Raw genomic sequence first — 22,526 nt, forward strand, 5'->3', positions numbered from 1 at the left:
GCTCATTATATAAGCAACTAACTTATTTGGAAGTCTGTTTAAAAATAAAAAAGGCTGACAATTATTCAACTGACAGCCCAATCTAAATATATTTGAGATATAGTCAATTTCGTTTTGGGTGTTAGGACTGGCAGTCCTATAAAACTTTAAATATCAATTGCTTTTAAAACTAAGGACTGCCAGTCCTGTATCATCTTAGAATAAAACGACTATACAAGCTTAAAATTACATATTGTTTTTATTTAAGCGTTGCATTTTACTATATAACGTAGTGCGGTTAATTCCTAAAATTCGAGCGGCTTGACTTAAATTGCCTTGGCTTTTATTTAACGCAGCATCAATATAACGTCGTTCCCATTGCAACAATACGTCATCCAGTGAAAAACCACCTTTACTCAATTTTTTACTAATCGCCTCATCACTATCCAATTCCAGCTCTTGTTTATCCATAAACTCATTTTCAAGCTCTGGCTCTAATTGCATACGAGTGATTTTTTGATTTGGATATTTTGCACCTAGACGAATCACAATATTACGCAGTTCTCGTACATTGCCCGGAAATGAATATGTGCCCCAAATTTTATGTGCCGCTTCATCTAATTGGAATAATGTCCCCATTTCGCCGTAAAACTTCTGAAAGTGGGTTAATAGCAAAAATTTATCTTCATCACGATCACAAACTGAAGGGACTTTCACGGTTAAAACGCTTAAGCGATGATACAAATCCGCTCTAAAATGGCCTTTTCGCACTTCATCACGTAAATCTCTATTGGTTGAGGCAATAATCCGTGCTGACGATTGACGCACACGGGTTTCACCTAAACGATAATATTCGCCATTTTCTAAGACACGTAATAATTTAGATTGCAAAGGCAAAGGCATCTCACCAATTTCATCTAAAATCAAACTGCCTTGAGATGCTTCTTCAAAGAAACCTGCTCTGGCAGTACCCGCACCTGTAAACGCCCCTTTGGCATGACCAAATAATTGGGCTTCAAGTAATTCAGTTGTAAACGCCGCACAGTTCAAAGTTAAACAAGGTTCACTCAATCGCTTACTTTGAATGTGTAAACACTGGGCAACTAGCTCTTTACCAGTCCCGGATTCCCCTTCAATTAATACTGAAAAAGGTGAATCGGCAAATTGTTTAATTTGCGCCCGCAAAGTATCCATCGCTGCACTTTGCCCCACTAAACCACATTCTTTTTGTTTAGCTTGGGGCTGTTTATGCCGCTCGGCTTCGTGGATCATTAATTGGTGACTCAAACGCGCTTTTAGCAATTCCATATCACAAGGCTTCGGAATAAAGTCAACTGCACCTAACGTCAGTGCGTGACGTACATTGTCCTCACTGTCTTGCCCTGATAACATCAGAATCTTCATGGCTGGATTAAATGTCAGGAGTTCTGACACTAAAGCAAACCCTTCATCTGGTGTATGCGGTGTCGGTGGTAATCCTAAATCCACTAACGCCACATTAGGCAGCACAGGCATTGAATATAATAGATGCTTTGCTTCTTCTCTCGTAGAGACTGCATGAACCTTAAATCTATCCCTTAATACAAAAGCAAATGATTCTGTAATAATCGGATCGTCGTCGATTAACAATAAGCTTGGTAATTCCTCGGTCATAAGCAATCCCTTCTAAGCAAAAGCATAATTGAGTCTCATAGCGCAAATAGTGTTCCAGTTTGAGTATTTTATTGTGTCAGTCCGATATTTCGAGCAATATTCAGCGTTAAGTTCGCTTTATTTAAGGTATAAAAGTGTATACCTGGTGCACCACCTTGAATCAAGCGTTCACACAATCGTCCGAGAAATTCTGCCCCAAATTTTTGTAAACTGTCACTATCATCTTTAAAAGCGTCTAGTTTCCAACGCAACCAACGTGGGATGTCCGCACCACAGGTATCGGAAAAGCGGCTTAACTGCTCAAAATTGCTGATGGGCATAATCCCTGGTACAACAGGAATATCAATGCCACGTTTTTGACATTCATCCATAAAATAGAAATAGGAATCAGCATTATAGAAATATTGCGTAATTGCTGCGTTCGCACCCGCTTCTACTTTTTGTTGAAAATATTTAAATTCTGTTTCAGCCGTTTTTGATTGTGGGTGAAATTCTGGGTAAGCTGCCACTTCTAGGTGAAAATAGTCACCCGTTTCTTCTCGAATAAAGCTAACCAATTCATTTGCATAAGAGAATTCACCAATACTGCCTAACCAACCTGACGGTTTATCGCCACGTAAAGCCACAATCCGGGAAATACCGTTATCTTTATAACTTTGCAAAAGTGCTCGAATATTGTCTTTAGCACTGGCAATGCAAGATAAATGGGGAGCGGCTTGTGAGCCAGATTGCTGAATATGTACAACCGTTTCAAGGGTTTTTTCTTGAGTTGAGCCGCCTGCCCCAAATGTGACAGAGAAATATTCTGGGTTAAGTGCTTGGTTTAATTTATCGTGAACTCGTTTAAGTTTTTCCATACCTTGTTCAGTACGAGGTGGAAAGAATTCGCAGCTAACAGGTGTTGTTGTCATGGCATCCATCCGTTGATCTTTTATTTAATTTCCTGAAAATATTGTACCATGAGGATTGTTACCAGTCGCATTTTATCAATCAGAATCTTAATAAGATGGCTTTGGTTATTTGGATTGACCCTGTGATTATTGGAAGATAGGGTTTTATCGAGAACCATCATTATTTTCGCATCGATTATTTAGAGTATTTAAGCTTTTAAGAATTGATGAGCTTAAGATGCAAAATTTAAAATAATATAGGGGCGTGACTGCATATTTTATCTGCTCAAATATCCTGATTCAATCTTCCTCATATTTCAATGTTTTTAAGCACTGTTTTGGGACTAAAACACGTTTCTATCACAAGTTATTTACCCAATATGCAGCAATAAAGGAAAATATTGTTATCTTAAGTTAATCCGTGTAGGCTATCGGTCTACACCTCGTGCCGTTCTGATATGGGCATACTTCTTGCGAAATAAGCACCAGAAGTCAAAATGCTGTTAGTAAAACAAACAGTGCGAACAGGAGTCAAAACGCTTTGGTGCGTTGCATGTTAAACCATCTATTTTTGATATTCAGCCAACTGGTCGGCAAAAACACAAATACCACTACTCGAAATGGTTATTTTTTGCGCAAATCTCTCGTTAAACTATTTAACTTAGAATTTGGAGAAGAACGTTTAGTTTTTCTTAATTTTTTGCAATCTGTGTTTGTGGGAATGCCTAAGTTGTTCACCCTTATGGTAGCGAACTCATTATTTTTAGAAAAGTTCTCTGCCGAAAACTTGTCCTATGTCTATCTAGCCTCTTCATTACTCCTGCCATTAACAGGTTTGCTGCATTTATATTTTGAAAAGCGCATCTCTTATATCAAGTTGCAAAGCGGTACGCTGTTCGCTATGTCAATGGTTTCACTATTATTTTTAATAATGCTATGGATGACCCAAGCAACTTGGCTGATTATCGCGTTGTATATTTGGCTAGCGGTAGAAATTGCCATGACCGACATTGTGTTGTGGGGCACAGCCAATCGATTATTTACAGTACGTCAAAGCAAACGCTTATTCGGATTAATTGGTACGGGCGGAATTATTACAGTTATTGTTGGTGGTTTGCTTACGCCTTATCTCGTGGCTTTGATCGGCACGCGCGGTTTATTGTTTTTCTCATTTGCAGGCTTCATTTTAGCGTTTTTCAATCTGCGTTATATGAATGTGGTATACCATAAAAAACTGGTGCAAAATTCAGGTAAGCAAGACAATAATAATGACAGCTCACAATCATTTATCTCATCATTTACCTCATTATTTAAAAACCGCTATTTAGTCCTGATCTTCTTGTTTTTCACACTGTATTCACAAGTGATCTATTATTTTCTGGATAATATTTTTTATTTTCAGATTAATAGCTATTTCCCTGATGCTGATGAATTATCCAGTTTTATTGGTCAATTCTGGGCAGTATATGGCATTGGTAGCTTATTATTTCGTACCTTTGCTGCGGGACGTTGGATGAGTAAAGTGGGTTTACACGGTGGGATGCTGACAGCCCCATTAATCGTAGGCTTTAGCATGTTAGGCGTTATTGTCGTAAGCGTATTTGATCTATCTCCTCAAGCGGTTTTAATCTTCTGGCTGATTGCCATTACCAAACTATTTGACCGAATTTTAACGGGCTCTGTCACCACGCCTGCTTATCATACTTTATACCAGCCTTTTTCTTTAGAAAGTCGTACCCGTGTTCAAACCTTGACTGAATCAATTGTAGGCCCTTTAGGTGGGATTCTAACCAGTCTATCATTATTATTTCTCACCAAAGTCATGGGACTCAATATTGAACAGCTTACAGGCGTATTACTTGCCATCGTGGCCTTATTTGTATCTGTCAGTATTTTGACAATCCGTGAATATCGTAAAGCGTTAACCACTGCATTGAGTCGGCGCGGCTTAATCGGCACTGATTTATCCCTGGATGACAATTTCAGCGTCCAGATTTTAGAAAATGGATTGCAAAGCCATCGCCCCAAAGAAATTCTATATTGTTTAAAACTGTTAGAAGAAGTCAAACATCATCATTTAAAACGCCATTTATTCCGTTTGATTCATCATGAAAATGAAGAAGTACGTGAAGGTGCTTACAGCGTGCTAGAGCGTTCGGGTTATGAAGAGGGTTTCTTGTCATTAAAACGCCGTTTGGCAATTGAAGATAGTCCCTATTTACGAGCCGCTTTATTGCGTTCATTGGCTGCAACCAGTGAAGCTGAAGCATTTGATATTATTGAGCCTTATTTGGAATCGCAGGAAAGTGTAGTCCGTCAAGGCGCGATGGTGGCATTGATTCGTTATTGTGGGATTGAAGGCGCGGTGCGAGCAGGTAGCGTATTAATGGAATTGCGCGAATCGAAAAACTCTCAAGAGCGTGAATTTGCTGCCACAGTGTTAGGTCAAGTAGGTATTTCTAGTTTTTATCGAAGCTTATTACTATTATTACGTGATGAAGATATTGAGGTGCGAAAGGCTGCATTATTGGCTGCGGGTCAGTTAGATAATCGAAAATTATGGCCATTGGTGATTGAAAGTCTGATACAACTCCCAACCCGTGAAGTGGCTGCCAAAGCATTGATTCATGCGCGTGAGTCGGCTTTCCCCGCATTAGAAGAAGCATACGAAGGTAACAGCAAAAATATTAAATTACTGCGTGAAATTATTCACATTTATGGACGGATTAAAAGTAAAAAGTCGATTACCTTATTGCTGCAAAAATTGAATGAGCCTGACCGTAATTTGCGTTATGAAATTCTCTGGTCGCTGTATTTATGCGGTTATCAAGCGAATTCTACTGACTTGCACGTTATAGAAAATCTACTCACAGATGAAGTGTTCTATGGCGTAAGAGTGATTAATATGCTGCAAGACTTTGTCGGTGATATTCAAAGCACCTTATTATTTACCGCATTAAATTATGAATTAGTCAAAACCCAAGCTCGTATTTTCTTGCTATTAGCCTCGATTTACCCTGCTGAATTGATTATGAAAGTATGGAGTAATTTTCGTGAATCCTCGGTTGAAAAACGGGATTTAGCCTTAGAATTACTTGATAACTCGGTGAACAAAGCCCACAAAGCAATTGTGTTGCCCGTATTAGAAGTGAGTTTAGTCCAAAATTTACCTGTGGGAAAATATGAAGATGTCGGCTCTATTGTGCAATGGATTATTGAAATCTTATCTACAGATATAGGCTTAGGTAGCAATGCGTGGATTAAGACCTGCGCGATTGATGCTGCGATGCAATTGTCTTCTTTTGAGGTCATGCAAGAGTATTTGACTCCGTTGCTACACGATAACGATAATTTGGTGCGTGAAACAGCTTGGACCGTATTTTTAAAACAAGAGCAAGAAGATCATCAAGCTTTAGATGCTGTATTGGAAAAAGTCAAAATATTAAAATCGGTCAGTATTTTTTCACAAATTCCTGATGAGATTTTAGCTGAAGCCACTAATTTTGTAGATGGAATAGAGATTCAAGAAAATGAGAATGTATTCCAAAAAGGTGAACTCGGCACAACGATGTATGTGATTGCAGATGGTTTATTTCGTGTACATGATAAAGCGGATACTTTAGCAGTGTTAGGCAAAGGCCATATTTTTGGTGAACTCTCTGCACTTGACCCTGAGCATCGCACCGCATCCGTTACCGCAATTGAGAAGAGTTATTTATTCAAACTATCGCAAGAAGAATTAAATATTTTAATTGAGAGTCATATTGAAGTGGCAAAAGGGATTATTCAAATTCTTTGTCAGCGTTTGAAAACCTCGATTAATCGTACTCATAAAGAAGATAAAACTGCGGATAAAAAGCCAGAAAAAATACCTGTTCAACTTGAAGAAGAAAATACAATTGATCCTGATGCTTTATATCAGTACAACGAAGTTCGCGACGAATTAACGTTGATTGAAAAAGTCATTATTTTGAAAACAGTAAGTATTTTTGCTGATACACCCGATAATATTTTGTCAGATATTGGACATTTAACCAAAGAAGTCTATTTAGCCAAGGATGAGACTTTATTTAATAAAGGTGAAGTGGGTACTTCCATGTATGTGGTGGTCAGCGGCAAAGTCAAAGTGCATGATGGCGAACAAATGATTGCTGAATTAGGCGAGCGGGCTTTGTTAGGGGAAATGGCGGTATTATCGTCTGAGCCGCGTACAGCCTCAGTTACTGCCAGAGAGGAAACCTTATTATTATCTTTATCCCAATCATCACTATTTGAGCTTATGTGGGATCAGCATAAAGTGGTGCGTGGCATTATTCGGGTATTGATTCAACGTTTACGTAGTTTTAGCTGACTGATTCATTATAAGCCGCCATATCGGTTGACAAAATGTACAGTCAATTATTTTATTTGAATTTTAAATTCACAAGCCAAGTGTTTAAATTGATTTATAAAAGATTGTGCACTGCTGAATTTTTGCTGAATTTCTTCAACCGTCAAATTAAGTAAAAAAGTGACATAATTATCGTGAACCAGTTTATTTCTCAATCTGCCCAATTCTAAAAAATCTTCTATTGCTATTTTAAATTGCTCATTATCTTTAACCTGTTGTTTCATGAAAATTTTGAAATCATCACCAAATAATCCAAATAATCCAAAGAAGCTATTTGCATTTTTATCATCCCATCGGAATAATGTATGATATTGACGGGTTAAGGCTTTTTTTGAAATGAATGAATAGGTTAAAGGGCAAGTTTGAGTATTGAGTGTATCAAGTAATATCTTAGTTAATTTTGATTCAAAGTAGCTGGCACAAGCCAATAAAACGATTTTAGCAAATTGATTTTTATAATCATTGGCGAAACTTATTTCACCCTTATCTATCAATAAAGCGTAATTCTCAGTGTAATCTGAAAAAAGTTTCTCTATTGCTGATAACGCGTCATCTTGCACACTATAACCCTCTTAATAAATCATGTGCTCGATTTAAACGTCCTAACATATTATTTTTTAAAGTCGGTTTATCTTGAATAAATCGTTTAAATTGCTCATCATTTTTCAAATTTTCAATAAATTGTGCTGTAATAGTGATTGTTTCAAGAGAGTTATTATCAAAAGCATCTTTAGTTGAGGCATAAAAAATGGATTCAAAAAGCATAATACTAAAGCGGTTAGAAGTTAAGATAATTTCAGCTTGTGTAAGCCCTTTGCAACTTTGTAAAAAATGTGTCCATAATGCTTGGTAATATTCAATTTTATCTTTATCTTGGTTAAATGATTTGGCATGATTAGAAAATTTATTCAAAAAGCCTTGTATTCTTGATTTATATTCATGTAAATACGCGATTAACGCGAATACTCTTAAAATTGCTTCCACATCATTTAAGTGAATATTAGGTTCATCTTTACCCCAAATAATGCGCCATTGAGGGTTTTTATTCATTTCTAATAAAATACTCAAAAAATCTGAATGGTATAAACTCATTCGTACTTCTTGCATTCCTAAATTCATACCACCACTGTTTAAACGATTAAATATTTCAAACATAGCTTCATTTTCTTCATTATTTACAACAGGTTTAACAATCATATTGCGAATAGTGGCAAGCTTTAAGCTGGTTTGATATTCATCATCTAAAGTGTCATAGCTTTTCCCAGCAAACCGATTTGAATGATCTTCAATAATACCATCAAGCTTAAGTTTGAAATTTTGGAATAAATCATTATCCTGCATCACTTCTTCAGAAATATAGCCTTCTTTATCAAATATTTCACCAACTTGTACACGCTTCTCCATTTTAGGAAAACGCCCTTTTACAAAATAGTAAAGAGTCATCAAACGTTGTTGACCATCGATAACCAAAAATTCATTACGGCTACTTTCATATAAAAATATTTGAGGAATCGGGAGACCAATTAAGAGGGATTCAATTAGTTTAGAGGCTCGTTTTAAGTCCCAAACATAATGGCGTTGAAAGGAAGGAATTTTAAAAACTTTGGACTCAATAAAGCTAACAATGGTTAATATATTGAAATCATTAGGGGTAGTGGTGAGTTGATATTCATTAAGAGGATAGCCTTCTTCTTCATCTTCTTCAGTAGTTGATACTAATTCTGGACTACCTGTCATTATTTTACTCCAATAAGTTAAGGTAGGAGAGACTTTAACAATCTTTCCTACCTAAAAACTAATTAGTTCATGTCTTTGTCGACAAGCTGATTGGCTTTAATCCATGGCATCATACCACGCAATTTAGTACCAACTTCTTCAATTGGATGCTCTTCAGAAATACGGCGTTTTGATTTCAACGTTGCTGCATTGGCTTGGTTTTCTGCGATAAATTCACGCGCAAACTCACCATTCTGAATTTCTTTAAGAATCTTAGCCATTTCAGCTTTAGTTTCTTGAGTAATGATACGAGGGCCGCGTGTTAAATCACCATATTCCGCAGTATTAGAAATTGAATAACGCATGTTAGCGATACCGCCTTCATACATCAAATCAACGATTAATTTCAATTCGTGCAAACATTCAAAGTAAGCCATTTCAGGTGCATAACCTGCTTCGGTTAATGTTTCAAAGCCCGCTTGAACCAATGCAGTTGCGCCACCACATAATACCGCTTGCTCACCGAATAAATCTGTTTCAGTTTCTTCACGGAAAGAAGTCTCGATGACACCTGCACGGCCGCCACCATTTGCACTTGCATAAGATAATGCGATCTCTTGTGCTTTACCAGACGCATCTTGATGAACTGCAATTAAGCTAGGAACACCACCACCTTGAGTGTAAGTAGAACGTACTAAATGACCTGGGCCTTTTGGTGCAATCATAATCACGTCTAAATCTTCATTAGGTTCAATTTGACCGAAATGAATGTTAAAACCATGAGCAAATGCTAGCGCAGCACCCTTTTTGACATTTGGTGCAATTTCGTCACGGTAAATGCGTGCTTGATGTTCATCTGGTGCTAATATCATGATGACATCAGATTCTTTCACTGCTTGCGCTATTGGTAAATGTTTTAAGCCTGCTTTTTCTACTTTTTGTGCAGAAGCTGAGTTAGGACGTAAACCAACAACAACCTCAACCCCAGAGTCTTTTAAATTGTTTGCATGAGCATGGCCTTGAGAACCATATCCAATAATCGCGACTTTTTTGCCTTGAATTAATGAGAGGTCAGCGTCTTTGTCGTAATATACGTTCATGTACGTTCCTTTGTTTATTGTGCATCTCAGGTAAACAGTTAACTTTAACAGAAATAGAGGTTATATATCAATGATTCCGTATCATTTTTTAACATGATTCTGTTACTCATTTGTAAAACGCGCAGCACAACACCATACCGTAATTTGTTTCACCCCTACTGACTTCAGGACCTTACTGATTTCATCAACCGTTGTACCCGTGGTCAGCACATCATCAATTAACAATACATGTTCCCATTCAGTCGGCCATTGCTTGATTGCAAAGGCATCAGCCAAATTAGTTAAACGTGCTTTGCCATTTAAACCTACTTGAGGCACGGTATAACGAATCCGTTGGCAATGAGAATAATTCAACGGCAACTTAAGTTTATTGCGCACCATTTTCGCCAACTCTACGGATTGATTGTAACCACGCTGACGTAGCCGTTTAATATGTAAAGGAACAGGAATAATCACATCGGGTATTTGTTCAAAATCAAGGTGTTGCGCCATTAATGAGCCCAGATAATGTAACACAACTAAGTTATTGTAGAATTTTGCACTTTGAATCAGACGGTTAACAGGATAAACATAATCGAAAACAGCATAAGCATGATGAACATGTTTAAAGGCTCTGGCTGATTGTATTGAGATATCCAAATAGGGCAGCTCTTTTGAACACGCTGCACATACTGGTTTAGGTGCTAAATTACCACATAAAAAACAGCTTTGGGGAAAGAGAGTATTGAGTATTTGAGAAACGGAAGAAGGCAGGTTTGCTTGCATAATTGAGGATGATTTAACACACAGGAACACTGGATATTGTCGTAATACAGGAACAGCGTGGCAAAGGATGTAGTGATAGGTAGGAGCACAGACTGTACTGCACTCCCAATAGAAATAAACAACTCAAATTACGGCTGGAATAGTCCAAAAATTAAATGGGTGAATACATCATCACGCACGGTATTCCACCACGTCACTTAAGTAAATCATTATTCTATTTAGCTTGTTCTTCAGCATACATTTGTATCATTGCTTCATAGCCACCACGTAAAACGGCAGCATCTTCTTCACTGACAGACTTTGATTTTAAATTAACATACGCTTCTAATGCAGGAATTCCTTCTTCTTCGGTTTTTGCTTCTAATACAGCTTTAGCCGCAGCTTGTAATGCCGCATCTTCTGCCTCTGCATCTTTTTCAATATGCCCCATTAAAAAGGACATTTTTTGCATAGGCTCTAATGCTTCTTCAACTGCTTGTTCTACATCCACTTTTGCAGCTTCTTCAGCAGCAGCCTGTGCTGCATCCGACTCATCTGCATAAGATGTTAAAGGAAAACTTAACACCGCACTTAATACAATTGCTAATGGAAACTTAGACATAAACTTGCTCCTATTTGGACTCGCGAGATCATTTATAATTATCAATGAACAGCGCACAATTATCAATCTTAAGTGTACTGTTCAGGACGGCCAAACCTCGATTATCACATCATAAAGCAATTAATATTCCTATTTAGAAGTTATCGTAATAACCTGGAATACTTTGCTCAAGTAGAATATCAGCTTTTTGACCTACACCACCTAAGCCTTTTAAGTGGAATTGCACAAAAATACCATTGACAAAATCACTACGTTCGACATCGGTTAAATAGCGGCGTGCTACGACACGTAATGCCCAACAACAAGAGTCATATTCAACCCCAACAAATGTTTCAAGCTCGGTATTGTACAAAATTGATTGATTCCAACGCCCTAAAATCCGCCAATTTTGGCTTAAAGGCCAATGGAATGAAACATCAGTTTGTTCGAGTTGTCCATCACGTAAACGATAAGCCAAATTTAAAATATGTTTTTTGTTCTTATTATGATAACGGGCACGAACGACTGAATATTCATTGTTATTCTCATTAGGATTCCAGCGTATAGTAGTTGAGAGTTTCCATGAATCAGAAACTTGGCTAGCAACTTCACCGACAATACTTGATGATGAAGTGGTATCTTCCACAAAGCCATCGCTAGGCAATACAACACGACGGTCTTTAAAATAATAAGTTTGGCCTAAACTGGCACGTAAACGTTCTTTACCATTTTGTTTTTCTAATAAACGAGTGGTAACCCCAAAAGTGACTTGATTCGTGTCTTGAACTCGATCGGGTCCACTATAGCTGTGTTCACGGAACATCTGACCATAAGTTAAATCATAGCGCACCGTATCAAAAATAGGAATGTTATCTTGCTCTTCATAAGGGGCATAACGGTACAATAAGCGGGGTTCTAAAGTATGGAGTAAATCCGTTTTAAATAAAGAAGTATCGCGGTCAAAAATCAGTCCTGAATCTAGGCTTGCATTCCAAGTCACACGATTAATTTGACTATCAACAGGATTTGAGCCTTCTTCATCTAAATCATAGCGGGTATAACGCGCTGCTAGGCGTGGCACGATAAAGCTACCGGGTTTGCGGAAAGGATAGCTTAGAGCAGTATATACATCTAAGCGGTTACCTACTGGATTCGGAGCGATGTCAGTATCACGTTCAAAGCGGTTAAAATCAAAATGGCCTTCGATATTGAGTTGCTTGTTACGCTCAGGTAAACTGGTTTTAAGCAATAATTGGGGTGCGCGATAATAAGGACGCGCTGCAGAATCATCGGTTAAAGTTTGATACGCTTGAATTCGACCTAATCCAGTCCATCCATTACCAAAATAGTATAAGTCAGCACGGCGTTCCACATGGGTAATACTGCTTAATTGTAAATCATAACCTAAGTCTTCAAAATAACGATCATCAGATAAATAATTGTAATTAATATCTGTATACCAGCGGCTATCCTTAATGAGTTTGCCACTATGGGCAAATGAGACCGAAGCACGTTTATCATCAAAATGCTTGTCGTGGCTCATATAGCTGGCATTCAGCTTGCCACCTGAGTTAGCAAGTAAATAGCGAAATTCACCATCCAACAAAATACCACGCTTTGACATCGTCCGCATTCCAACAGTCGCATCATAGCTTGGGTGAAGATTGAGATAATACGGAATCACATATTCATAACCAACACTATCAGATGTGCCAAAGCTCGGTGTTAAAAACCCTGTTTTACGGGCATCATTGAGCGGATATGAAATATATGGTGTGTATAAAATGGGGATGTTTAAGAAGTCAATGCGCACATGTTTTGAGATACCAATACTTTTTTCTTTATCTAAAACGGTCTTTTTTGCACTCAGCTTCCAGTATTCATTTTCTTTGTCGCAAGTGGTATAAGTTGTATTGAGTAATTCAATTTTGCTACGGCTCTTTTGTGAAGCTTGCTCTGCTTCGCCATGTGCATTGCCAGTATTTTCGTCAAATTTTTGCAATAACCAATAATTTGCATGAGTCACTTCGCTTTGATGGTTTGGTAATAGTTTTAAGCGATCACCTTGCACCACAAAATTATCATCCCAATAGGTAAATCCTGTCAGTGCATCTACGCTGTTATCTTTATTATTATAAATAACCACTTCGCTGCTTAAAGTTTGGTCATCACGCTTAAATAATACATTACCCGCAAAAGTGGACAGCTCACCTTCTTGTTGTTGCACAAAGGCGGTGTCTGAAAATAGGCGAATTTGATTTTGTTTTAAAATAGGAAGTTTAAGCTCTAACTCAGGCAATTCAGGTATTCGAGGCGTAACCTCTTCAATGGGTACGCAATATTGTCCTTCAGCCATAGCAAGCGGGGAAAGAAGTAACACACTAATATAAATAATATTTTTTAGCGTTTTGATGCAGCTCATTAGGGTTGTTGTATTTTTGACAAATGATTGTGCATGTTAAACGTTTTTAATAGATAAGAAAAGCGAGATTAAGGGATTTTCAATACTGAACGGCTGGCATACCAAACGCCCAGTAGTACAGTATATCAATGCTCATCTCTGAAAAAGCCAGTTATTTAGAATATGAACATGTCATCGAAGCCAAACCTGACTGTCTATAGCTTCTTGCTAACACAGTCGGCAGTTCAAGTGGCAGTTTCATCCTGATCCAGCTCATTATTCAAACTGTTTAAGAAACCAACGCTTTCCATATTTTCTCAATTCGTGCTTATGGAAATCGGTTGCGGGATTTTTAGTTCTTGAGCAAATGTCGCCACATTCAACTCCTCCAATGTCCAACGGAAATCTAACAGAGTTGGAAGTAGATAATTTGACAAAACAACCTTTAAGGTTAGTAATGTTATTACCTGCCAATACTACAATGTGGTATGGAAAAAAGAAATCCCACTTATGATCTGGAACAAATTCAGATTGCCTTTTAGTCAGTTGATGACTTAAGAATTACACGTACTGCAAGACGTTATATTACAGAGTTAAATATTGATTTAGAAGATGTTATTTTTATTATTCAATCCATAAAACGGCAATATTTTTATAAATCTATGACAACTTATGCAGATCATAAAATTTGGCAAGATGTTTATCATTACCAATATAACGACATAGTATTTTATATCAAATTTATGGCTGATGATGATGGGCATATTATTGTTTTATTTAAGGAAAAGTAATAATGAAAAAATGTCCTTTTTGCAAAATAGGTTATTTAGAACGTAAAACAATGATTGAAACTTATCATTATCGAGAACAAAAGCTTGAAATTGAACAATCAGGAGAGTTTTGTAATTCTTGTGAAGAAGGCATTTTAGATGCGAATGACTTAAAATCAACTGATAAAGCCATTCGTACATTTCGTGCTAAAGTTGATGGTCTATTCACACCAGATGAAATTCGCCAAATTAGAAAAAAACTAGGTTTAACACAAAAACAGGCTGCCCATTTATGTGGAGGTGGTGTCAATGCCTTTAGTCGCTATGAACGTGGAGACGTAACACCTGTTAGAGCTGTGAATAACTTGTTTAAATTACTTAATAATCCCCCTGAATTCTTAAAAGAACTAACCAATTCAAAAATTTAAGCAGTCAACGCTTTCCACATTTTTTCCACTCGTTGAATCGAAATAGGGTTAGGGTAGAATTTTAATCTATTAATTTGAAATATAAAGAAAAAATTTATTAGGTAAGGTTTTACTAGGCAGGGTTGCTTACAACTTTAGTTGTATTTACATGCAGTGGTATTTGTCTTATGATATTTTCCATGAACGATATGCAGTATCTTTAACTTATTCTTACTATTTTTATAGGTAAAATATGATTAAACATACGCGATTGTTCTGGGTGATAACCATTTGGCTTAGTTAACAGCAAATTATTAGTAATTTTATGGGTTTGATTGAGCTGATTGTGGCAGCGGAAAATATTCAAGCGGCTTGGGCATGGTTGGTGAGTCGGCGTAACGATAGTCATCACAATAGTGATTATTGGCATTTACGTCATCATCGCCAAGTGTTAGAGCCACAGGTGATTGCTGCGATTCTCAATGGGACTTATCAGTTTAGTCCCTGTAAACAGTATGAAAGTGCTTTAGTTTGGTGTGCGCAAGATGCTTTGGTCTTGAGAGCGATAGCTCAGGTGTTAAGCCCTTATCTCAACCCGCAGTTGAGTCAGCATTGCTTCCATTTGGCAGGCAATGGCGGGGCTAAGGGTTGTGTGAATGCGGTGAGTGAGACGGTGGAGGATTATCGTTTTGTTTGTCGCAGTGATGTCAATTCGTATTATGCGACGATTGACCACGGCATTTTAATGAAGCAGTTACGGGGATTGATTCCTTGTGAAACGGTGCTGGCGTTATTAGGTCGTATGTTGGATCGGTTGGATGATGTTCAGGGTGTTTTGCATTCTGTTGAGATTGGCATTACTAAAGGTAATCCGTTGTCGCCGTTGTTGGGGGCTGTGTATTTGCAGGCATTGGATGAGGAACTGGGTCAGTCGTTCGGCACATGGTTTTATGGGCGTTTCATGGATGATTGGGTGATTCTGTGTCGCACACGGCAGCAGTTACGGACGGCGGTGCGGATTATGAACAGGGTGTTAGACCGCGCTAGGATGACGAAACACCCTTACAAAACTTTTATCGGACGCATTAAGGAGTCTGGGCTTTGATTTTTTGGGGTATCGAATCGGCAGTCGTTTGCGGCAGGGATTGGATATCGCTTGGAAAACCTGGGCTAACCATCAAGGCAAACTGCACCAGCTTTATGAGCAAGGTGTTTCGGCAACGGACATTGGGCAGTATGTTGAACGGTGGCAGCGTTGGGTGAGAAGTGGCGTAGATGTGGTTGATGGTTGGTATGAGGGATAGGTTGGTGAAACTAGATTAGAAGAAGTTCGTAACAATTTCTACCAGAAATTACCAGTTCGACAACTGATACTAAATTTATGGCTATGATTGGTTAGTATGCTTTCAACGCCTTCGTGATCTTGCGTCGCGTTAACATGCTGTAGCTCCCTTACAAATTTACCGCGCATTAATAAATTTGTAACTCATTTTTTGGTGAATCTCTTTGGCTAACGCTTGCGACATGTATTGGAAATCTCTTGGACGACAACCGCTAACAGTAGTGGCTTACTCGAGCATAATTATAATCAAGCAGGTTCGGAAACGGATACATATAAAGGAAACTACATGACCGAAATTTACTTGGATGACTATATTAACGCATTTGAAAATGCTGATCTTTCTACTATCTTAATTGGAAAAGACGAAAATGAAACGGTTATTACCCATAATGATGATTCTTTGGGATCGTCAAGTATGGTTAACGCCCTTAAAAAAGCAGTTACCAAACAATATCAACGACATCGTTTCTTCTACAACGATTTGTGGAAAGGGACATCCACGCTACCTAAAGACAACAAACATCTAATACAGAAAGAGTGTTCCTATACCGAAAATCTGAAGAAAAAAAATATTCCTCAAGGATTTTCATCTAATAGCTTAATGATTCTAAAATCGCTACCTCTCGATAAACCTATGAGAGAATTTAGGGAGAGTACTGTATTTACTTCAGTTATTGCTGGCATTAACGTTGGAGCTGGTTTCATTTTAGGAGTTGAAGGCGGCATGGGCGTTGCTCTCGATACTACCTTTCACGAGTACCCTAAAGCCTATGCTTACGGGATGGTTAAAGTGGGAATTACTGTAACCGTTAATGCGAACCTACAAGTTGGCGTTCTAACAAGAACTCCTTCAGAACTGGACGGCTTAAGCATTACCGCTGCTGTTATTAAAATCCACTACGTAGGCGGGGCTGGGATTATTTGGTTCTTTACTAAGTACCCTAAACTTGAGTACATAGGCTTCGCTGTCTGTATTGGCATTGGGGTTGGGGGAGACTTTTCAATTAACGCTGGAAAATTTATAACTTTAAACAAAACTTAGTAATCATTTTCTCGCTACCAAACTCAGTTTGGTAGGGGATGTTTGAGAAGCTCTGCTTCGAGCTGTTATCTTAATTGAATAATGCCGTGGTGCTTTCCACAAACCATTTATCGTTGATAAAATTATTTGTTTATCACTCATTTTTAATAAACCAACACTTTCCACATTTTCTCCACTCGTTGAATAGAAATCGGTTTAGGGGTTTTTGCTCGCTACCAAACTCAGTTTGGTAGTGTATGTTTAAGAAGCTCTGCTTCGGGTTATTGTCATCTTACAGTTTCTTAATTCCTCAATCCTTCACTCATTAAATAATATTTTTCTAAACACTTACTTTAACGTAACCAACACTTTCCACAATTTCTCCACCCGCTGAATCGAAATAGGTTTTGGGGATTTCAACTCTTGGGCAAAAGTTGCTACATTAAGTTCTTCCAATGTCCAGCGAAAATCCAATAATGCTTGGCTGTTGATAAATATTATTTGTACCCTTTAATTAACGTTGCTTAAGCTGTTTCTCAAGTTGATGTAACTCGGTTTCATCCATTTTATCAGCAATTTCTGCATCTTGTTGTTTACGATGAGCATCGAAACGTTCATATTCTGTTAATGCAAATTGTTCCATTTGTTGCTTACTCACACTACCTTGACCTTGTAATAAAGCAAAACCATTTGATTCAATTAACTGTTCAGCCTGTTGCCGCCAAAAATTCATTGTGGTATCAATACGATTTTTAGCACGTAATTCGGCTGTTTCCAAGAAAATGACCACTAAACGGTTTAAAGTATCAATTTCATCAGCGTTAAGATAATTTTTAGCAATATAAATATCTTGTTTGCGCACCACAGAACCTTTCCAAGTTGTTAAACCCATATTGTTTTGTTCAGCACTCGCACGGGTCATGATAATTTCAGCAGCCGTTTGTTGAGTTACTGCAAATAACAGTTTATTTTGTATCTCTGCAAAGAACATTTGTGTTGCTTTATCTGAGTTATCATAGTCACTACTCAAAGCAAATAAATCTCGAATTTTTTGATAAAAACGCTTTTCTGAAGCTCTAATATCACGGATACGCGCCAGCATTTCATCAAAATAATCTGGGCGACCATCAGGGTTTTTCAGGCGTTCATCATCCATAACAAAGCCTTTAATTAGATAAGACTGTAAATGACGATTTGCCCACTGACGAAATTGTGTGCCACGAATACTGCGCACTCGAAAACCAATTGCCAAAATCATAGGTAAAGCATAGTGCTGTACAGGATATTGCTTACCATCTGTTGCAGTAGTCAAGTAATTTTTGACAACTGAATTTTCCTCTAACTCTTTGTCTTGTAATATATTAATAATATGGGAACTAATATTTTGCTTAGAGGTGGCAAAAAGTTCAGCGAGTTGATTTTGAGTAAGCCACACATCACCATCACGCACATAAAGCACGATATTCACTTTGTTATCTTGAGTTTGATAAATAATAATATCTTGTTGACTCATAGCTTATGCCTTAGGTTTAAAAATTATCATTTCAAGAAACCAACGCTTTCCACATTTTTTCCACGCGCTGAATCGAAATGGGTTGCGGGGTTTTCAGTTCTTGGGCAAAAATTGCCACATTCAACTCCTCTAACGTCCAACGGAAATCCAATAATGCTTGACTCGGATTTTGGGTTTTTTCTAGCATTTTTCGATAATTTTCCCAAAATGGACGTATTTGTGTGGCTTTTACATCATCTTTTGCAGGCATTTGCTCCAATTTCTGTAAGCGCAATCCCAACGCTTTCACATAACGCGGACAGTGTTTCATATTGGCGAGCGGGGTTTTTTGCACAAATCCTGAATACACCAAACTATGTAAATGCTGGCGAATTTCAGTGACATTGCGACTGCTGCGTTTTGTATTATTCAAAGCCAAAATCACATCATGATAAGCCGACAAAGTTTGCTCCAAATAACGCGCATAATCATTGGCAGTGGTCATCAATTGCTTATTGCCTTCACTTAAACGTTTGTCAAAATCCGCTTGAGTACGTGGCAAGGGTTCATGTAAAAACACAGCATCCACCGCCGCAATTAACACATCCTGTTTCAACTGGTCGCTATTGCCTAAACTCATGTAACGTAAACACATTTGATGACTAATTGGCATTTGTTTCACCAAACGTTTTGCCGCAATATTGAGCAAAAATAAACGCCGTAAACCCGTATAAAAATGCTGTTGTGCCAAATCGGGATTATCCAATACCGTTAAATCAACATGCGTTTCTTGGTCAATAAAAGTAGGAAAACCTTGCACCGCCACTTCATTCACCACCAAATTCACACTATCAGGTAAATCACCAAAATCCCAACGTTTTAAGTTTTTACGCTCTAAACCACTGGTATCTGCAATTTTTTGCTGTGACTGCTGACTGGCATAATTACCCCATTGCTTTTGTAACGCAGCTAAATCTCGGCTTGTTGCTAAAATTTCATTATCAACGCCGATTAAACGAAAATTCATAAACAAATAATCTGGCAATCGAATAATATCAAACGCATCATTCGGCAATGGCGAGCCTTTACGCCTATGTAAAAAATGTAACAATGTATTATATAAACCATCTTTAAAACTATTGCTAGATTCTTGATAGTATTTATCTTTTAGTTCACAAAATGCGGCTTTTGCTACATCAGGTACAGGTACAAATGATTTACGTAGTGGTTTTGGTAAACTTTTCAATAAAGCGGTGATTTTTTCTTCAACCAATCCCAGCACCAACCACTCAAAAGATTCAGCTCTAAGCTGATTTAACAAGGGCAAAGGCACATTAACTGTGACCCCATCACGTTCATGCCCTGTTTCAAAATGATACGAAAATGCTAACTCTATCTCATTGATAAACATAAAATCTGGAAAGCTTTGCTCAGTGACAATATCTGCCATTGGAGTCATCAAGATTTGTTCGGTTAAAAACAATAATTGAGGATTATCCATTTCGGCCTGTTTACGCCATTTCTCAAACCCATGACCACTATAAATATATTCTGGTATTCGTTCAGCGTAAAATTGATAAACAGTCTCGTCATCCACCAAAATATCTTGACGGCGGGCTTTGTGCTCCATGCGCTCAATATCATTGAAAAGCTGTTGATTATGTTTAAAAAACGGGGCTTTAGAATAGAAATCACCCGCAACCAAGGCTTGACGTAAAAATAATTCATGTGACACTTCAGGATCGATTGCCCCAAAATTGATTTTTCGTTTCGGAACGATGGTTAAACCATATAAGGTGACTTTTTCAAAAGCAGCCACTTGTGAGGCTTTCTTCTCCCAATGCGGTTCAAAATAGAATTTTTGACATAAATGTCCTGCTAATTTCTCAACCCATTCTGGCTGAATTTTCGCCACACAGCGTGCAAATAACTTTGAAGTTTCAACCAGTTCTGCACTCATAATCCATTTGGATGGCTTTTTAAATAAACCTGAACCGGGAAATACAAAAAGTCGAGTATTACGCGCACCTTGATAGTGTTCTTCTTTAGATTTATACGCAATATTGCCTAGCAGTCCTGATAATAATGCACGATGTACAGCATCATAAATTGCCGTAAATTCAGCTTTCTCCAATTCAAAAATAGCTTTAGGTTCATTAGGATGCCAGCCCCATTGTTTGACTAAATTAGCTAATTGGTGATGCACATCAAACCATTCTCGCATACGCAAATAAGATAAAAAATGTTCATGACACAACTTACGCAATTTATTTTGAGACAGGTGTTTTGCATTATTTTGATGAAAATCCCATAATTTGATAAAACTCAAGAAATCTGAATGTTCATCTTTAAATTGACGTTGGGCATTATCCGCCGCATCTTGGGCATCCATTGGGCGTTCACGCGGGTCTTGAATACTCAAAGCACTGGCAATCACTAACACTTCATGTAAGCAGCCTTCTTGTTTTGCAGCGAGAATCATTCTTGCAATTCTGGGGTCAATCGGCATTTTTGCTAATTGTCGACCTGTTTCTGTTATTTTTCGCTCATTATCCACCGCACCTAATTCAATCAATAAGTTGTAACCATCATTAACCATCTTCTGATTCGGCGGTTCAACAAAGGGAAAGTCTTCAATATTGCCTAAACGTAAAGCCAACATTTGCAAAGTCACAGAAGCCAATGAGGTGCGTAAAATTTCGGGTTCAGTAAATTCAGGACGCTGGTTAAAATCTTCCTCAGAATAAAGGCGAACACACAGCCCTTCAGCAATCCGACCGCAACGCCCTTTACGTTGGTTAGCACTGGATTGTGCAATCTTTTCAATCGGTAAGCGTTGTACTTTGCTGCGTACTGAATAACGACTGATACGGGCTAGGCCTGTGTCGATCACGGCTTTGATTCGGGGCACAGTTAATGAAGTTTCTGCCACGTTGGTGGTTAAAATGATGCGGCGTTGTGAACTGGGATTAAAAACCTTATTTTGCTCTGAATTGGATAAACGGGCATAAAGAGCTAGAACCTCAGTATTTTGTAATTTATGTTTGCGTAAACTTTCAGTTGTTTCTCGTATGTCTCTTTCACCACTGAGAAAAATCAAAATATCTGCATTGTGGTTATAACGTGAAATTTCATCAACGGCATCAATAATGGCTTGTTGCATATCACGGTCTTGCTCGTCTTCGTCTTGGGTGTTCAGTGGACGATAACGCAGTTCAACGGGATAGGTTCGCCCCGAGACTTCTAAAATTGGGGCATCATTGAAATGTTGGGAAAATCGTTCGGTATCAATGGTGGCTGAAGTGATAATTACTTTTAAATCAGGACGCTTTGGCAGGATGTTTTTTAAATAACCGAGTAAAAAATCAATATTAAGGCTGCGCTCATGGGCTTCATCGATAATCAGGGTGTCGTATTGTTCTAAAAACTTGTCATTTTGGGTCTCTGCCAGCAAAATCCCATCTGTCATGAATTTTATATAACTTTGTTCGCTGATACGGTCAGTAAAGCGTACTTTGTAGCCCACAGCGTGACCAAGCGGGGTTTTTAATTCACTGGCAACACGGTCGGCAATGGTTCGTGCTGCAATCCGTCGCGGTTGGGTACAGCCAATCAGTCCACTGACACCTCTTTGTAATTCAATGCAAATTTTTGGAATCTGGGTGGTTTTACCCGAACCTGTTTCACCTGCGATAATCACCACTTGGTTGTCACGGATGAGCTGGGCAATTTCGTCTCGATGTTCAGAAATCGGTAAATCATCAGTGAATTCAGGTTGTGGTAGATTTTGTAAGCGTTGCTGACGTTTTTTAAGCGAGGTTTCAATATCCACCGCCAATTTTTCAAACCGTTGAATATCCAGCTTTTTCTGTAATTGACGCACACGATTGTTAAATTGAAATTGGTCAACACGCATGGTGTCTTTGATGATTGTTTTTAAAGTATTGAGTTGATTTTGGGGCATGTTTTAATTTTCATTTCCAATGCAGAACGTAAAATTACATAATTACAAATAACTAA

General features: G+C 38.1%; 18 protein-coding genes. 6 read left to right on the plus strand and 12 right to left on the minus strand.

Translation table 11 applies throughout. From position 1 onward, the window contains the following. Nucleotides 1-225: 225 nt before the first annotated feature. Entirely contained in the window at nt 226-1,632 is a 1,407-nt protein-coding gene (locus tag ABXH34_RS01275) for a sigma-54-dependent transcriptional regulator (RefSeq protein ID WP_353570037.1), read from the minus strand. A 68-nt stretch (nt 1,633-1,700) separates the two neighbouring features. After that, nucleotides 1,701-2,543, minus strand: a complete 843-nt coding sequence (gene metF, locus ABXH34_RS01280; protein ID WP_353570038.1) for a methylenetetrahydrofolate reductase [NAD(P)H] — start codon at nt 2,541-2,543, stop codon at nt 1,701-1,703. Nucleotides 2,544-3,075: 532 nt separating this feature from the next. Between metF and ABXH34_RS01285 the strand changes: the two genes are divergently transcribed. Then, nucleotides 3,076-6,873, plus strand: coding sequence for an Npt1/Npt2 family nucleotide transporter (locus tag ABXH34_RS01285; RefSeq protein ID WP_353570039.1), 3,798 nt, complete (start codon nt 3,076-3,078; stop codon nt 6,871-6,873). Between the two features lie 47 nt (nt 6,874-6,920). Here the strand turns inward: ABXH34_RS01285 and ABXH34_RS01290 are convergent, their stop codons facing one another. The 7 genes from ABXH34_RS01290 to ABXH34_RS01320 form a co-directional block, all read right to left on the minus strand. Further along, the gene (locus ABXH34_RS01290) at nt 6,921-7,472 is read right to left on the minus strand and encodes a HEPN domain-containing protein (protein WP_353570040.1); all 552 of its coding nucleotides are present in this window, start codon (nt 7,470-7,472) and stop codon (nt 6,921-6,923) included. 1 nt (nt 7,473) lies between these two features. Next, nucleotides 7,474-8,649 carry a GmrSD restriction endonuclease domain-containing protein gene (locus tag ABXH34_RS01295; protein WP_353570041.1) on the minus strand — a complete coding sequence of 392 codons (1,176 nt, stop codon included), beginning with the start codon at nt 8,647-8,649 and terminating at the stop codon, nt 7,474-7,476. A gap of 62 nt (nt 8,650-8,711) precedes the next feature. Then, a complete protein-coding gene (ilvC, locus tag ABXH34_RS01300) occupies nt 8,712-9,728 on the minus strand; it encodes a ketol-acid reductoisomerase (RefSeq protein WP_353570042.1) in 1,017 nt (338 codons plus the stop codon). Between the two features lie 102 nt (nt 9,729-9,830). Next, complete coding sequence (locus tag ABXH34_RS01305; RefSeq protein WP_353570043.1) at nt 9,831-10,367, minus strand: ComF family protein; 537 nt, start codon at nt 10,365-10,367, stop codon at nt 9,831-9,833. A gap of 340 nt (nt 10,368-10,707) precedes the next feature. Beyond that, on the minus strand, nt 10,708-11,094 hold the full coding sequence (locus tag ABXH34_RS01310; protein WP_353570044.1) for a hypothetical protein: 387 nt from the start codon (nt 11,092-11,094) through the stop codon (nt 10,708-10,710). A 133-nt stretch (nt 11,095-11,227) separates the two neighbouring features. Continuing rightward, nucleotides 11,228-13,495, minus strand: coding sequence for an LPS-assembly protein LptD (locus ABXH34_RS01315; RefSeq protein ID WP_353570045.1), 2,268 nt, complete (start codon nt 13,493-13,495; stop codon nt 11,228-11,230). Nucleotides 13,496-13,791: 296 nt separating this feature from the next. Beyond that, nucleotides 13,792-13,911: a DUF3418 domain-containing protein gene (locus ABXH34_RS01320; RefSeq protein WP_353570046.1), complete on the minus strand. Its 120-nt coding sequence runs from the start codon at nt 13,909-13,911 to the stop codon at nt 13,792-13,794. 123 nt (nt 13,912-14,034) lie between these two features. Between ABXH34_RS01320 and ABXH34_RS01325 the strand changes: the two genes are divergently transcribed. The 5 genes from ABXH34_RS01325 (at nt 14,035) to ABXH34_RS01345 (ending at nt 17,035) form a co-directional block, all read left to right on the plus strand. Continuing rightward, entirely contained in the window at nt 14,035-14,265 is a 231-nt protein-coding gene (locus ABXH34_RS01325) for a type II toxin-antitoxin system MqsR family toxin (RefSeq protein ID WP_353570076.1), read from the plus strand. Nucleotides 14,266-14,267: 2 nt separating this feature from the next. Continuing rightward, nucleotides 14,268-14,672 carry a type II toxin-antitoxin system MqsA family antitoxin gene (locus ABXH34_RS01330; protein ID WP_353570047.1) on the plus strand — a complete coding sequence of 135 codons (405 nt, stop codon included), beginning with the start codon at nt 14,268-14,270 and terminating at the stop codon, nt 14,670-14,672. 304 nt (nt 14,673-14,976) lie between these two features. After that, nucleotides 14,977-15,756, plus strand: a complete 780-nt coding sequence (locus tag ABXH34_RS01335) for a reverse transcriptase domain-containing protein (protein WP_353570048.1) — start codon at nt 14,977-14,979, stop codon at nt 15,754-15,756. A 4-nt stretch (nt 15,757-15,760) separates the two neighbouring features. After that, nucleotides 15,761-15,955, plus strand: a complete 195-nt coding sequence (locus tag ABXH34_RS01340; RefSeq protein ID WP_353570049.1) for a hypothetical protein — start codon at nt 15,761-15,763, stop codon at nt 15,953-15,955. A gap of 324 nt (nt 15,956-16,279) precedes the next feature. Next, nucleotides 16,280-17,035: a hypothetical protein gene (locus tag ABXH34_RS01345; protein WP_353570050.1), complete on the plus strand. Its 756-nt coding sequence runs from the start codon at nt 16,280-16,282 to the stop codon at nt 17,033-17,035. A gap of 327 nt (nt 17,036-17,362) precedes the next feature. Here ABXH34_RS01345 and ABXH34_RS01350 read toward each other — a convergent pair whose 3' ends face one another. From ABXH34_RS01350 to hrpA, 3 genes are read right to left on the minus strand one after another with little or no spacing between them, the layout of a single operon-like run. Then, on the minus strand, nt 17,363-17,488 hold the full coding sequence (locus tag ABXH34_RS01350) for a DUF3418 domain-containing protein (protein ID WP_353570051.1): 126 nt from the start codon (nt 17,486-17,488) through the stop codon (nt 17,363-17,365). Nucleotides 17,489-17,528: 40 nt separating this feature from the next. Then, nucleotides 17,529-18,527: a virulence RhuM family protein gene (locus ABXH34_RS01355; protein ID WP_353570052.1), complete on the minus strand. Its 999-nt coding sequence runs from the start codon at nt 18,525-18,527 to the stop codon at nt 17,529-17,531. Between the two features lie 31 nt (nt 18,528-18,558). Then, nucleotides 18,559-22,470, minus strand: a complete 3,912-nt coding sequence (hrpA, locus tag ABXH34_RS01360; RefSeq protein ID WP_353570053.1) for an ATP-dependent RNA helicase HrpA — start codon at nt 22,468-22,470, stop codon at nt 18,559-18,561. Nucleotides 22,471-22,526 lie beyond the last annotated feature (56 nt).

The sequence above is a fragment of the Candidatus Albibeggiatoa sp. nov. BB20 genome (assembly GCA_016744725.1).
Classification (GTDB): Bacteria; Pseudomonadota; Gammaproteobacteria; order Beggiatoales; family Beggiatoaceae; genus Albibeggiatoa.

What these genes read in the sequence shown, in the direction of transcription:
- ABXH34_RS01275 (WP_353570037.1), bottom strand. Translation starts at nt 1,632, where the DNA reads ATGACCGAGGAATTACCAAGCTTATTGTTAATCGACGACGATCCGATT.
- metF (WP_353570038.1), bottom strand. Translation starts at nt 2,543, where the DNA reads ATGACAACAACACCTGTTAGCTGCGAATTCTTTCCACCTCGTACTGAA.
- ABXH34_RS01285 (WP_353570039.1), top strand. Translation starts at nt 3,076, where the DNA reads ATGTTAAACCATCTATTTTTGATATTCAGCCAACTGGTCGGCAAAAAC.
- ABXH34_RS01295 (WP_353570041.1), bottom strand. Translation starts at nt 8,649, where the DNA reads ATGACAGGTAGTCCAGAATTAGTATCAACTACTGAAGAAGATGAAGAA.
- ilvC (WP_353570042.1), bottom strand. Translation starts at nt 9,728, where the DNA reads ATGAACGTATATTACGACAAAGACGCTGACCTCTCATTAATTCAAGGC.
- ABXH34_RS01310 (WP_353570044.1), bottom strand. Translation starts at nt 11,094, where the DNA reads ATGTCTAAGTTTCCATTAGCAATTGTATTAAGTGCGGTGTTAAGTTTT.
- ABXH34_RS01315 (WP_353570045.1), bottom strand. Translation starts at nt 13,495, where the DNA reads ATGAGCTGCATCAAAACGCTAAAAAATATTATTTATATTAGTGTGTTA.
- ABXH34_RS01330 (WP_353570047.1), top strand. Translation starts at nt 14,268, where the DNA reads ATGAAAAAATGTCCTTTTTGCAAAATAGGTTATTTAGAACGTAAAACA.
- ABXH34_RS01335 (WP_353570048.1), top strand. Translation starts at nt 14,977, where the DNA reads ATGGGTTTGATTGAGCTGATTGTGGCAGCGGAAAATATTCAAGCGGCT.
- ABXH34_RS01345 (WP_353570050.1), top strand. Translation starts at nt 16,280, where the DNA reads ATGACCGAAATTTACTTGGATGACTATATTAACGCATTTGAAAATGCT.
- ABXH34_RS01355 (WP_353570052.1), bottom strand. Translation starts at nt 18,527, where the DNA reads ATGAGTCAACAAGATATTATTATTTATCAAACTCAAGATAACAAAGTG.
- hrpA (WP_353570053.1), bottom strand. Translation starts at nt 22,470, where the DNA reads ATGCCCCAAAATCAACTCAATACTTTAAAAACAATCATCAAAGACACC.